This is a genomic window from Paraburkholderia eburnea, assembly GCF_002917095.1.
Lineage (GTDB): Bacteria > Pseudomonadota > Gammaproteobacteria > Burkholderiales > Burkholderiaceae > Paraburkholderia > Paraburkholderia eburnea.
The window spans coordinates 246,806-260,427 of the sequence record NZ_PQGA01000003.1 but is presented as its reverse complement, the minus strand read 5'-3'; the positions used below and the strand labels follow the sequence as shown (position 1 = coordinate 260,427).

Annotated in this window: 7 protein-coding genes; 4 read left to right on the top strand and 3 right to left on the bottom strand. The window is 63.8% G+C overall.

Translation table 11 applies throughout. From position 1 onward, the window contains the following. Positions 1-255: 255 nt before the first annotated feature. Positions 256-402: a hypothetical protein gene (locus tag B0G62_RS31590; RefSeq protein ID WP_167401212.1), complete on the bottom strand. Its 147-nt coding sequence runs from the start codon at positions 400-402 to the stop codon at positions 256-258. Positions 403-437: 35 nt separating this feature from the next. Here B0G62_RS31590 and B0G62_RS09160 point away from each other — a divergent pair, with 35 nt between their 5' ends. The 4 genes from B0G62_RS09160 (at position 438) to B0G62_RS09145 (ending at position 12,484) form a co-directional block, all read left to right on the top strand. Beyond that, entirely contained in the window at positions 438-1,310 is an 873-nt protein-coding gene (locus tag B0G62_RS09160) for a slipin family protein (RefSeq protein ID WP_103703875.1), read from the top strand. 109 nt (positions 1,311-1,419) lie between these two features. Continuing rightward, positions 1,420-3,099 (top strand): phosphoglucomutase (alpha-D-glucose-1,6-bisphosphate-dependent), encoded by a 1,680-nt coding sequence (gene pgm, locus B0G62_RS09155; RefSeq protein ID WP_244193167.1) that lies wholly within the window; start codon positions 1,420-1,422, stop codon positions 3,097-3,099. Positions 3,100-3,198: 99 nt separating this feature from the next. After that, positions 3,199-3,558: a hypothetical protein gene (locus B0G62_RS09150; protein WP_181315541.1), complete on the top strand. Its 360-nt coding sequence runs from the start codon at positions 3,199-3,201 to the stop codon at positions 3,556-3,558. A gap of 154 nt (positions 3,559-3,712) precedes the next feature. Then, entirely contained in the window at positions 3,713-12,484 is an 8,772-nt protein-coding gene (locus B0G62_RS09145; protein ID WP_103703873.1) for a GH36-type glycosyl hydrolase domain-containing protein, read from the top strand. Between the two features lie 119 nt (positions 12,485-12,603). Here B0G62_RS09145 and B0G62_RS09140 read toward each other — a convergent pair whose 3' ends face one another. Together B0G62_RS09140 and B0G62_RS09135 are read right to left on the bottom strand one after the other, a co-directional pair. Further along, positions 12,604-12,921: a hypothetical protein gene (locus tag B0G62_RS09140; protein WP_103703872.1), complete on the bottom strand. Its 318-nt coding sequence runs from the start codon at positions 12,919-12,921 to the stop codon at positions 12,604-12,606. 166 nt (positions 12,922-13,087) lie between these two features. After that, positions 13,088-13,291, bottom strand: a complete 204-nt coding sequence (locus B0G62_RS09135; protein ID WP_103703871.1) for a hypothetical protein — start codon at positions 13,289-13,291, stop codon at positions 13,088-13,090. Between the last annotated feature and the right edge of the window lie 331 nt (positions 13,292-13,622).

The following is a 13,622-nucleotide window of genomic DNA, read 5'->3' as shown; positions in this document are numbered from 1 at the left end:
TCGCTCGCGGCCAGGCTTCCCGGAGTAGATCGACGTCATGGTCCGAGGGCAGATATAGATCAGGATTCCTTGCCACTGGTTTCCTGAAATCAAGGCTGACTAGAGAACGGAACGGAACGCGCGGATCATCATCGGCGTCAACATCCATATTCCGGAAGGGCGAAACCACGCTTTTGAGTTCGCCCTCCCTATCCGGCCTGCGAATCCAGCCAACGGCGGCACCGCCCATCTGGTTGACTACCTGAGGACTCGGAGTCAGGCGCCGTCGGCCGCACCCCGGTACGGCACCGTACCGACTCTGATCTCAATGATGTGCACCGTGTCTCTGATGCCTTGAGTTTTCAGTTTCAAGGCACCTTCGGCGCGGCCGCGTGAGACATGATCCTGTTCGATCGGTGTCACCGGTTGTGATTCTCCATAAGACGGAGTGAGCAACCATGAATCCGATTACCTTGTTTCTGTCCGCAGCTTTTGTGCTGGCCGGTGCTGCGGCTGGCCAATGGGTCAGCGTCTATCTGACGCCTCCCTTGATCATCATCGGCATCCTGATAGGACTGTCCGTGAGGGTGGCCAATGTGTGGGAAAAGTTCGTGATTCTGCGGCTTGGCAAACTGCAGAGCGTCAAGGGCGCGGGATTTTTCATGATCATTCCGATGCTCGATCACGTCGTGGCGGTCATCGATGAACGTATCCAGACCACGGCTTTCAACGCCGAGCAGGCGCTGACCAAAGACACGGTGCCGGTCAACGTCGATGCGATCATCTTCTGGCATGTCGAGGATGCAAAAAAGGCGGCACTCGCCATCACGGACTATCGCCAGGCAATCGATCGGGTGTCCCAGACCACGCTACGCGAATTAATCGGATCGTCGATGCTGGCCACACTGCTTTCGGATCGAACCTATGCGGATGCCCATCTCAGAGACGAGATCGGCATGAAAACGGCTGCGTGGGGCATTTCGGTCGGTTCGGTGGAAATTCGGGACGTCGCGATTCCCGTTGCGCTCCAGGACGCGATGTCCCGTCAGGCGCAGGCCGAGCGGGAAAAGCAGGCGCGCGTCATTCTCGGTTCTGCCGAAGCGGCCATTGCGGCGAATTTCGTCGAGGCGGCTCGCGTCTATCAAGACCAGCCCGGTGCGCTCCAGCTTCGCGCGATGAACATCATCTATGAAACGACCAAGGAGCGCGGCGCGACCATCCTCATGCCGACTTCGATGGTTGACAGTCTGAATCCGGCGTTGGCGCTCGCGATCGCCGGACGCGAGCCTGCTAAAGAGGTGCTAGTGAGTCCGCTCAAGACCGCGGCGTAGACGGACCGGCGATGATGACACGGCGCGTCAAGACGCGACAGTGCGGCCTGTGCGTTAATCCGGCGTTCCTGTCGTTTGCAGGCGTTGCTCTCGTGAATTGCGATTGCCCATGGAGACCGCGATGAACCTTAGTCCGCTCGCCGGCAAGCAGGCGCCCCATGCGATGCTGGTCAACGTCCCGCGGCTTGTCACGGCGTACTACACCGACAAGCCGGACCCAGCGATCCCGGCGCAACGGGTCGCGTTCGGCACGTCTGGGCATCGCGGCTCAGCATTTGTGCGCAGCTTCAACGAGTGGCATGTGCTCGCGATTACGCAGGCCATCTGCCACTACCGGAAGCAGCAGGGTATCGATGGCCCGCTCTTTATCGGCATCGACACGCATGCCCTGTCTGAACCCGCTTACGCGAGCGCACTGGAGGTGCTGGCCGCCAACAGTGTCGACGTCATGATCGCGCAAAACGGCGAATACACGCCCACGCCCGCGGTGTCGCATGCCATCCTTACCTACAATCGCGGCCGCACTGGGGGTTTCGCAGACGGCATCGTCATCACGCCGTCGCACAATCCGCCGGAAAGCGGCGGTTTCAAATACAACCCGCCGAGCGGCGGGCCGGCCGACGAGACGGTGACCGGCTGGATCGAAAGCGCCGCGAACGGACTGCTCGAAAGCAGGCTCGACGGTGTGCTGCGCATGTATTTGCCGAAAGCGCTGCGCGCAACGACGACGCATCGGCATGATTTCCTCAACGCTTATGTCGGCGATCTCGTCAACGTCATCGACATGGATGTGGTGCGCGGCGCGCCGATCCGCCTCGGCGTCGATCCGCTTGGCGGTGCGGGTGTGCACTACTGGGCGCCGATTGCCGAGCGCTATGGCCTGAATCTCGCCGTGGTCAACGACGAGGTCGATCCGACTTTCCGCTTCATGAGCGTCGACTGGGATGGGCGGATTCGCATGGATCCGTCGTCGCCGTATGCGATGCAAACACTGATCAACCGGAAGGATCGCTTCGACGTGGCCTTCGCGTGCGACACCGATCACGATCGCCACGGTGTCGTCACCCGGCAAGAGGGATTGCTGCCGCCGAATCACTATCTCGCGGTCCTCGTTCACTATCTGTACGCATATCGCCCGATGTGGCGCGCTCAGGCCGCGGTGGGCAAGACCATCGTCAGCAGCCAGATGATCGATCGGGTGGCTGAAAAAATCGGCCGACCGCTTTACGAAGTGCCGGTCGGCTTCAAATGGTTTATCGATGGCCTGCTAGACGGGTCGCTGGGTTTCGCCGGTGAGGAAAGCGCGGGCGCCAGTTGCCTGCGGCTCGACGGTACGGCGTGGAGTACCGACAAGGACGGTATCGTGCCCGCTTTGCTTGCAGCCGAAATCACGATCCGGACAGGCCGCGATCCCGCGGAACGCTATCGGGATCTGACCCAGCAGCTGGGCGAGCCGGTCGAACGTCGCGTACAGGCGGCGGCGACGGCGCCGCAACGCGCGGTGCTGGCCCGCCTCTCGCGCGCGCAGTTTCCTCACACTGACCTTGCGGGTGAAAAAATCGAGCAGGTGCTCGACCGCGCGCCAGGCAATGGCGTGGCCATTGGGGGCATCAAGGTGGTCACGAAAAGCGGATGGTTTGCGGCGCGCCCGTCAGGCACGGAGGATATCTACAAGATCTATGCGGAAAGTTTTCGCGGCGAGGACCACCTGACACGCATTGTCGACGAGGCGCGGGCAATGGTCGACAGCACGCTTGAGGCACAGGCGGCCACAAATGACGGCGTATAGGGAAGGGATACAGCCCGGCTTTGGACCATTTATGAACCGACGCATATGACATGCCCCGCGCCCGGGATGGGTGTCATGAATCGACCTTGGAGAATCATCATGAGCAGGAAACACACTGACGCGGAACTCGACAGGACTCAATCTACCGAGTCGGCGCTCGTCGAACTGGCAAGTCACATCCAGGCGCTGGTTGCCGATCAGTCGCTGGACAGTCGATGTGCTGCGAAGCTCGTCAAACGCCTGAGGAAGGAAGCGGTCGCGGTGGAAGACAGCAGGGCTGGGACGAAGGCGGGTCGAAAGAGGCTGCTGAAGACGTTTGACGAACTCGATACAGCGCTGTTTGAGCAGAACGCGACGCTGCTGGTGGCGGCCAACGCGGCGCTTCGAGCGCATGACGTGTCCGACGGTGCTGCAACGAAAGGACGTGACGCGAAACTAGATGCAGTGCCGTCGTCCTGACTTCCGATCACGAAGAGCAGTCGGTTTCCGCGTGCATGAGAGCGGTAAACCAGTCGACAGAAGGAGGTCTTATGCCATTTCTGACAGATGCACATTGGTCGTTGATGAAGCGGTCCGGACTGTATCCCCTGTCCCCATTCAAAAAGGCGCCTTGATGTCCGTTTTCTCGCGCATCCTGCGGGGCCGCACCGCGCCTCCTCCCTGGGACAGTAACGAGCCAGTCCGCGAGGAACTCTTCGGCGAAGAACGGTTGGCGCAACATGCCCGCAGCCTTGCCGCCACACAGAAAATTGCACCGGGGTCTGCTTCGGGCGGTTCGCTCGCCGCACGACTCAAGGACAACGCGCGCTACCTGGTGCGGGCGTATGAAGCGACGGTAACGGCAGCAGCGAATGATGAGGCGATCACGCCGGCAGCGGAATGGCTGCTGGACAACTACTACCTGGTCGACGAACAGGTTCGCAAGATACGCGACGACCTGCCGCCGAGTTACTACCGGCAGTTGCCCAAACTCAGCGAGGGGCCGTTTGCAGGCTATCCGCGCGTGTTCGGTCTTGCCTGGGCATTCGTCGCGCACACCGACAGCCGCTTCGATCCGGATCTGCTGTGCCGGTTCGTCCATGCCTACCAGACGGTTCAGCCGTTGACGATCAGTGAACTCTGGGCCGTGGCAATCACGCTGCGTATCGTGCTGATCGAAAATCTGCGGCGCCTCGCGCACCAGATCGATCACGGTCGGACGGCGCGTCTCGATGCCGATGCGATGGCTGACCGCATTCTCGGCGTAGGCGGACAAAGCCCGGAGCCGGTCGGCGCACTTATCGCGCGCTATGGACGCTCGGCGCTGCGCGATACGTTTGCCGTGCAGTTGATCCAGCGACTGCATGACCAGGACCCCGAGGTCACGCCCGCAGTCATGTGGCTGCATGAGCGCCTCGCCGTGCAGCACACCACGGCCGACCAGATTGTGGCCGACGTTCATCAGCAGCAGGGCGCCGCCAGCGTGACGGTGCGCAACGTCATTACCAGCATGCGGTTGATCTCGGATGTGGACTGGACTGAACTGTTCGAGCGCGTCAGCCCGGTCGACGAAGTGCTGCGCACGCATCCCCGTTTCGTCGAAATGGATTTTGCGACCCGTAACCTGTATCGCGGTGCCATCGAGACGCTCGCGCGCGGTTCGTCGGTGAGCGAACTGGACATCGCACAGCGGGCCGTTGCGGCGGCACAGGCTGCCGCGGCGAATACGTGCGAACGAGGCAGCGAGCCAGGCAGTGAACCCGGCAGTGAACCCGGCAGTGAACCCGGCTGTGAACCATCTGACAGCACGATGCACGACCGGGAAGCTGATCCGGGCTATCACCTGCTCTCGGGCGGGCGGCGTGCACTGGAGGCCGGAATCGGGTACCGGCCGCCGGTGGCGGTCTGGCTTCACCGCTTCACGCGTCGCGCCGGCCTTGGCGGTTATATCGGTCGCATCCTCCTGCTGGCCGTGCTGCTTCTGGCCGGCATGCTCGTATTGCTGGCCGGTCTCGCACCTGTTCCGCGCATGGGGATCGGTCTGGTTCTGGTCGGGTTCCTGCCCGCGATGGATCTCACGGTGGCGCTCGTCAATCGTGGCGTCATGCGCGATGTCAACGCGATCGTCCTTCCCGGTCTGGCGCTGCTTGACGGAATCCCCATTGCCTTGCGCACCGTTGTCGCCGTGCCCACGTTGCTCACTACGCCGGAGGTGCTGGCGGAGCAGATCGAACGGCTCGAGATTTGCCACCTGGCGAGCCCCGAAGGTGAGGTGTACTACGTGTTGCTGTCCGACTGGACCGACGCTCAGATGGCGCAAACCGAGGCTGATAACGACCTGCTAGCCGCTGCGGCGGCGGGCATCGCGGCGCTGAACCAGCGGTATCCTGGCACGGCAGACAGCGAACGTTTCCTGTTGCTGCATCGGCGCCGCACCTGGAACGAGGAGGAGGGCGTATGGATGGGATGGGAACGCAAGCGCGGCAAACTGCACGAACTGAACCGGCTGCTGCGCGGCGCGCTGGATACCTCGTTTGTCGCCATCGACGGACGACCGCCGGTCTTTCCGCCTGACGTGCGCTACGTGATCACGCTCGATGCCGACACGCGTTTGCCGCGCGACACGGTACGCAGGCTGATCGGAAAAATGGCCCATCCGCTCAATCGCCCTGTATTCGATCGCGCGAGTCAGCGCATCGTCGACGGCTATGGCGTGTTGCAGCCGCGCGTGACGCCTTCGTTGCCGGTGGGCGCGGAAGGCTCGCTGTTTCAGCGCGTGTCGTCGAGTCCAAGCGGAATCGATCCGTATGTGGCGGCCGTCTCCGATGTCTATCAGGACCTGCTCGACGAGGGCTCATACGCGGGTAAGGGGATCTACGATGTCGATGCTTTCGAGGCGGCTCTGGCCGGCCGCGTTCCCGATAACACCATGCTCAGTCACGATCTGTTCGAAGGCATCTTCGCGCGGGCCGGACTGGCATCCGACATCGAGGTGGTCGAAGAATTTCCGGCTCGCTATGACGTCTCGGCGGCCCGCCTGCATCGCTGGGCGCGAGGTGACTGGCAACTGCTGCCGTGGCTGACCGCGGCGTCGGGGCACCCGGAGCGCATGCTCCAGGCCGCCGGCCGCTGGAAGATGCTGGATAACCTGCGCCGCACACTCACCGCGCCTGCGGCATTTGTCGCGCTGCTGGCCGGCTGGACCTTGCCGTTGCTGGCGTCGTTGTCGTGGACCGGCTTCGTGCTGGCAACGCTCGCGTTCCCGGTGCTGCTGCCGACCTTGAGCGCGCTCATGCCGCCCTGGCGCCGTGCCCACATAAAGATGACCGCGCGTAGCGTGTTAGGCGTCTGGCTGGCCGGTTTGCGGCTCGAGTTGCTGCGCTTGGGCATGGTGGTGATTTTTCTTGCGCAGGAGACCTGGTCGATGGGCGACGCGATCTCGCGAACCCTGTTCCGCTTGCTGGTGAGTCGTCGGCATCTGCTCGAATGGACCACGGCCGCGGAAGCGGGGGCGCGCGGCCGGCTCACGCCCGGCCGCACCTACCTGCGCATGCATGGCGGAATGGGGCTCGCCCTGTGCGCGGGCTGCGCGGTCGCGCTGGTCGCAAGCCTGACGGGCAACCGTGGCGGCTGGGTGGCGGCCCCGTTCGTGCTGGGGTGGCTGGTCGCGCCCGCCGTCGCCTGGTGGTCGAGCCTCCCCCCGCGGCCCGCTGGCGATCTCGCCATTACCGCCGCCGACGCGCGACAACTGCGTCTTTACGCGCGCCGTACATGGCGCTATTTCGAAACCTTCGTGACGGCGGCGGACCAGATGCTGCCGCCGGACAATTTTCAGGAAGATCCACGACCCGTCATCGCCCATCGCACGTCGCCGACCAACCTGGGGCTCTATCTGCTCGCAACAGTCAGCGCCCGCGAGTTCGGCTGGGCCGGCACGCTCGAGACCGCTGAGCGCCTCGCGGCGACGCTTGCCACGATGCAGCGGATGCCGCGTTACCGTGGGCATTTCTACAACTGGTACGACACCCAGGACCTGCGTCCGCTCGACCCAAAGTATGTCTCGTCTGTCGATAGCGGTAATCTCGCGGGTCATCTGATTGCGCTCGGTAACGCGTGTCGCGTGTGGACTCGCCAGCCAGCCGATGCGGACCCGTGCGTGGCCTTTGCCGGCATCGGCGACAGCCTGGCGTTATTGCTCGACGCCGTGCGCGGGCACCCCCGCGATGGAAATACCGGTAGTGGCAACCAGGCGGCCCTGCATACGGACTTCGATCAGTCGGTGGCCGCGCTGCAGGCGGCGCTGGGCGGCGAGCCACCTGCCGCGCCGTCGTGGCCTGCAGTCGAGGCGCTTGCTGCCACCGTGGCCGACATTGCGCGCGCGCTCGTCGACGAGGATCCGTCAGCGCAGGACAACCGGAATGCCGACGTGCTGTTCTGGACCGACGCGCTGGAACGCGCGATCCGCAGTCACTGCCGGGACGCCGCCTGCTCGCCGCAAGAGTGGGCGGCTCTGGGCGAACGTCTGACCGCGCTGACCGAGACCGCGCTGCAGATGGCCAACGCGATGGAGTTCGGCTTCCTGCTCGACCCTGTGCGCAATCTGCTGTCGATCGGTTATGCCGTTGCTGACGGCCGGCTCGACGCAAGCAGCTACGATCTGCTCGCGTCCGAAGCCCGGCTGGCGAGTTTTGTCGCGATCGCGAAAGGCGATATTCCCGCGCGCCACTGGTTCCGCCTGGGGCGTGTCGCGATCCCGGTGGCGGGTGGTGCCGCGCTCGTGTCGTGGTCGGGTTCGATGTTCGAATATCTGATGCCGTCGCTGGTGATGTGTGCACCCGCCAGCAGCCTGATCGCACGGACCAACGGCCTCGTCGTGCGCCGGCAGATCGGCTATGGCGCCATGCTCGGCCTGCCGTGGGGCATCTCCGAATCGGCCTACAACGCACGGGATGTCGAATTCACTTATCAGTATTCGAGCTTCGGCATTCCGGACCTCGGCCTCAAGCGCGGTCTCGGTCAGGACGCCGTGATTGCCCCCTATGCGACCGCACTCGCTGCAATGGTGGCGCCGGCGGCGGCGACCCGTAATCTCGAACGTCTGGGCGCGGCGGGCGCATACGGGCGCTTCGGCTTTTACGAGGCGCTCGACTACACGCCCGCGCGCGTGCCCGAGGGGCAGCAGGTGGCGATCGTGCGGGCCTTCATGGCGCATCATCAGGGGATGTCGATCGTTTCGCTGGCTAACGCGTTGCTGGGCGGGCGCATCCGCTCGTACTTCCATGCGCAGCCCGCCATCCGGGCGACCGAGCTATTGCTGCAGGAGCGTATGCCGGGCACGGTAGCGGTGGCGCATCTGCGGGTCGGCGAAGATCGCGGCAGCGGGCCGATCCGCGGCGTCGAGCCCGCTATCGCCCGGCGCCTTCTGTCAGCGAACGATCTCTCGCCTGCCACGCATCTGCTCAGCAACGGGCGTTACGCCGTCATGCTGACGGCCGCCGGTTCCGGGTATAGCCGCTGGAGCGATCTGGCGATCACCCGCTGGCGTGAGGATGCGACGCGCGACGACTGGGGCAGCTATCTCTATCTGCGCGATGTCGAAAGCGGCGAATTCTGGTCGGCTGCGTGGCAACCTGCCGGCGTGGTGCCGGATAGTTACGCGGTGACGTTCACCGAAGATCGTGCGGAGTTCGTCCGGTGCGACGGCACGCTCACCACGTCACTCGACGTCATCGTCTCCGCCGAAGACGACGCCGAAGTGCGCCGGGTGTCCGTGGCCAATGCGGGGTCCCGTGCCCGTACGATAGAGTTCACTTCGTACGCGGAAATCGTGCTCGCGACACCGGCGGCCGATCAGGCGCATCCGGCATTCAGCAAACTGTTCGTCGAGACGGAGTATCTACCCGAGCTGGGGGCGATTCTCGCGACGCGAAGACGCCGCGCCGAAACCGAACCGGAACTGTGGGCGGCCCATATTTCGGTCGTCGAAGGCGAGGCGCTGGGCGCTATCGAATTTGAAACCGACCGCGCCCGCTTTGTCGGGCGCGGACGGCACGTGCGCTCACCGCGGAGCCTCGCCGAAGACCGGCCGCTGGCCAACTCCGCGGGCGTGGTGCTCGATGCGGCCTTCGCGATGCGCCGGCGTTTGCGCATCGCGCCGGGGACGACCGCAAGCGTCGCGTTCTGGACCATCGTCGCGGATTCGCGCGCGAGCTTGCTCGACCTGGTGGACAAACATCGCGATGGCGCCTCGTTCGCGCGTGCAGCGATGCTTGCGTGGACGCAGGCACAAGTGCAGTTGCGCCATCACGGTGTCAGTGCCGACGAGGCCGCACTGTACCAGCGGATGGCCGGATGCATGCTGTACAGCGATCCGTCGATGCGGCCCACCTCCGTTGCGCTGGTGCGCGGGGCGGCGGAAGTGTCCGCGGCCGGTGGCGTGGGCGCCGCGCCACTTTGGGCGCACGGTGTATCCGGCGATCTGCCGATCCTGCTGGTGCGCATCGACGACATCGAGCACATGGCGCTCGTGCAGCAACTGGTGCATGCCCATGAGTACTGGCGCATGAAGCGGCTGGCAGTCGATCTCGTCATCGTCAACGAGCGCGCGGCGTCGTACGTGCAGGATTTGCAGGGCGCACTTGAAACCCTGGTTCGCTCGGGGCGGCGGTCTCAGCCCGGCGGCACGTCGCGCGGCGAAATTTTCGTGCTGCGTGCCGACCTGATGTCGGGCGATGCGCGCGCAATCTTTCCGGTCGTCGCACGCGCCGTACTGGCGGCGCGCAACGGGCGTTTGCTCGACCAGTTGAGGCGACTGGCGGTGCCGCCCGCGACCCTCCCGCCGCGTGCGAGGCGACTGCCTGCGCAGGAGGAGGCAACGACGCCTGCAAGGAGCGTGTCGATCGGTGGCGGCCTCGAGTGCTTCAACGGTCTCGGCGGCTTTGCGGACGATGGCCGCGAATATGTGATCGTGCTGGGGCCTGGCCAATGCACGCCGATGCCGTGGGTCAACGTGATCGCCAATCCGGTTTGCGGTTTTCTCGTGTCGGCCGAAGGCAGCGGCTATACGTGGACGTCGAATAGCCGGGAGCATCAACTGACGCCATGGTCGAACGATCCTGTCAGCGATCCACCCGCCGAGGCGTTCTATGTCCGCGACGACGATACGGGCGCGCTGTGGGGACCGCAGGCGAACCCCGTGCGCGACAGCGGCCCCGAAGCCGCGCCCTACGTTGCCCGTCACGGCCAGGGCTACAGCCGCTTTACGCATACGTCCAACGATATTGCGCTCGACCTGCTTCAATTCGTGCCGCTGGAGGACCCGATCAAGATATCCCGGTTGACGTTGCACAACCTGTCCGCCCGCACACGTCGCCTTTCGGTGACGGCGTATGTGGAGTGGTCACTGGGCGCATCGCGCAGCGTCGCCGCGCCGCACACGATCAGCGAGATCGATGCGGCCACCGGCGCGATGCTGGCGCGTAACGGCTGGTCCCAGGCTTATCGCGGCCGCGTGGCCTTCGCGGATCTGGGCGGCCAGCAGACAGCGTGGAGCGCGGACAGGCGCGAATTCATCGGGCGTAACGGGAGCTTGAGCGATCCTGCCGGGCTCGCGGGTGTCTTGCCGCTGGCGGGAAAGGTCGGCGCTGGACTCGACCCGTGTGCGGCGTTGCAAAACACCATCGAACTCGAACCCGGCGGCGTCGCGACAGTGGTGTTTCTGCTCGGCGAAGCCGCCGGGCTCGATATCGCGCGGGAACTGATCGTCCGCTATCGCGAAGCCGACCTCGACGCGTTATTGGCTGCCGTCACGGCGTTCTGGGATGACACGCTCGGAGCGGTCCAGGTCGTCACACCCGACCGGTCGATGGACCTGATGCTCAACCGATGGCTGCTGTACCAGACGCTCGCCTGCCGCCTCTGGGCACGCGCGGGCTTTTACCAGGCGAGCGGGGCGTACGGCTTTCGCGATCAGCTCCAGGACGTCATGGCGCTTGCCGTCGCGCGCCCGGCGCTGACCCGCGAGCATCTGCTGCGGGCGGCGGCACGACAGTTCCCGGAAGGCGACGTGCAGCACTGGTGGCTGCCTCAGGCCGGCGATGGCGTGCGCACCCATATCTCGGATGATCGCGTGTGGCTTGCTCATGCGGTTGCGCAGTATATCGACGTGAGCGGCGACGCCGCTATTCTCGACGTAACGTTGCCTTTTCTCGAAGGGCGATCGCTGGCTGACGGCGAGCACGACGCTTACTTTGTGCCGGGAGTATCGGAGACCAGTGTGACGTTGTTCGAGCATTGCGTGCTGGCGCTGGAACAAACGCTCGAACTGTTCGGCGCGCACGGTCTGCCGCTGATCGGGACAGGCGACTGGAACGACGGTATGAACCGCGTGGGTGAGGCGGGGCGAGGTGAAAGCGTCTGGCTCGGCTGGTTTCTGTACGCCACGCTGACGGCTTTTGCGCCACTCGCGCGGGCACGCGACGACAATGCGCGCGCGGATCGCTGGCGCGCGCGCGCCGAAGCGTTAAGAGGCGCGCTCGAAAGCGCAGGATGGGATGGCGCATGGTACCGGCGCGGCTACTTTGACGACGGTACGCCGCTCGGTTCGATCAGCAACGACGAATGCTCGATCGATGCGATCGCGCAGTCCTGGAGCGTGTTGTCAGGCGCCGCCGACGCAGGACGGGCTAAAGAGGCGATGGCCGCTCTCGACAGGCAATTGATTCGCCGCGAAGACGGCCTCGCGTTGCTGTTCACCCCGCCGTTCGATCGTACGGTGCTTGATCCCGGATATATAAAGGGCTATCCGCCTGGAGTTCGGGAGAACGGCGGCCAGTACACGCATGCCGCGATGTGGTCGATGCTGGCCTTCGCCGGCATGGGCGACGGCGATCGCGCGGCGGAACTCTTCGCCATGCTGAACCCGGTCAATCGCAGTCGTACTCGAAGCGGTGTGAACCGCTACAAGGTTGAGCCTTACGTTGTTGCCGCCGACGTTTACTCGGTTGCGCCACACGTGGGGCGAGGCGGATGGACGTGGTACACGGGATCGGCGGGATGGATGTATCGAGCGGGCATCGAAGGTGTGCTCGGCATTCGCAAGCACGGTGACGCATTGTCGATCGATCCCTGTGTACCACGAGCGTGGCCTGGCTTCACGGCGATATTCCGCTGTGGCCGTACACGGTACGACATCGTGGTGACGAATCCGGATGGCGTGAGCCGTGGCGTGAGCGGCATCGTCGTGGACGGCCTGAGCCTCGCCGAGGGCAAATCGACCGTGAAACTGCTGGACGACGGCGAGCGTCATAGTGTGACGGTGACGCTTGGCAAGCCGGAAGGACCAGGATCGGGGGCTGTTGCCGGTTGCCTCGCAAGCGGCTCAAGCGGCTCAAGCGGCGCAGATTAACCAGACGATTATTTGAATTCGGGCAATGCGTTTGGCGATTGCTTCGTCATATCCGGCAAGCGTATTTTCTGGACGTGATGCAAGGCATGTGGCCAGGATCCGGACACGCGGGGGCAATTTCAACGCCTTGGTCCCTTCATGCCTTCGGTTTCCATTGCGGCATTCCGCTCTTCGCTGGCCTCAATGGGTTCCATGGCTTCGTCGACGGACGCTGTCGCGCGTTCCGTAGCCGCCTTTGTTTCGTCGGCGATGGCACCGGGTCCTTCATCGTCGTCGCCCGGCGGCTCCAGCATGTCTTTGAGCATGGCCTCCAGCTCGGGGGTGTCCCACGGTGCCCCGTGCTGCTTTTTCGTCTTTATGTAGTGCCTGACTTCGGCGTCTTGCTCCGCAGTCAAGGGAAGACCGCGAAAGGTGCTTTGGGGGGTAGCGTCGGTCATGATACGGATCCGGGGATTGAGCGTATTTCGAGTGTACGCCCTGTTATTGCCTCAGCGTTTCCATTATCGCCATGCGCTTTGCGCAACTGCTGTTTTGCAGTTGACGTGACCGAATCAACGTTCATGCCTGGCGATCACGAGCGTGCCGGGTATCGGCTGGTGAACCTCATGTCGTCGTGCGTTCGATTTCTTCAAATAACCTGATTAACCGGGTCACACGGCTCGTTCCATCTGGCACCAGACCCTGATACACCGCCAAAGCAGTGACACGACGGCGCCAATACGAAAGTCCGAGCGGATTTCCTTTGATCAGTTGCGGAATGATCTGTTCGAGATGCGTAAGGTCCTCTTCGAATTGATAATGCTGCATCGTCCCCCCCAAGGCACTGTTTAATAACCCGCTTCAAGTATGGGATGGCCGATTTTGCATGTCTGCACGCTACCGTACGGCGTGGGACTGCCTCGAACCTTTCACGTGAGCCGAGCTGAGCGATGTCGCGATTGCCGTCTGCTTAAACAGCGCCAGGAAGCGTCGTTAGCCATTTTCCGGGCTGCGCCCGGGTTTCTGTACGCTGGCGGACCGCGTCGAGAATGTCTTTCCGCTACGATGATTTCGGCTGCGGCGTACAACGAAGTTTTGCATCGTTGGGTTCTGTCGAACGGGTCGGGCCGCATCGCCGTATCGGCGAACGAGGGGTGTC

Excerpts from the sequence above, each read along its gene's own strand:
- B0G62_RS09135 (WP_103703871.1), bottom strand. The coding sequence starts at position 13,291 with ATGCAGCATTATCAATTCGAAGAGGACCTTACGCATCTCGAACAGATC.
- B0G62_RS09160 (WP_103703875.1), top strand. The coding sequence starts at position 438 with ATGAATCCGATTACCTTGTTTCTGTCCGCAGCTTTTGTGCTGGCCGGT.
- B0G62_RS09145 (WP_103703873.1), top strand. The coding sequence starts at position 3,713 with ATGTCCGTTTTCTCGCGCATCCTGCGGGGCCGCACCGCGCCTCCTCCC.
- B0G62_RS09150 (WP_181315541.1), top strand. The coding sequence starts at position 3,199 with ATGAGCAGGAAACACACTGACGCGGAACTCGACAGGACTCAATCTACC.
- pgm (WP_244193167.1), top strand. The coding sequence starts at position 1,420 with ATGGAGACCGCGATGAACCTTAGTCCGCTCGCCGGCAAGCAGGCGCCC.
- B0G62_RS09140 (WP_103703872.1), bottom strand. The coding sequence starts at position 12,921 with ATGACCGACGCTACCCCCCAAAGCACCTTTCGCGGTCTTCCCTTGACT.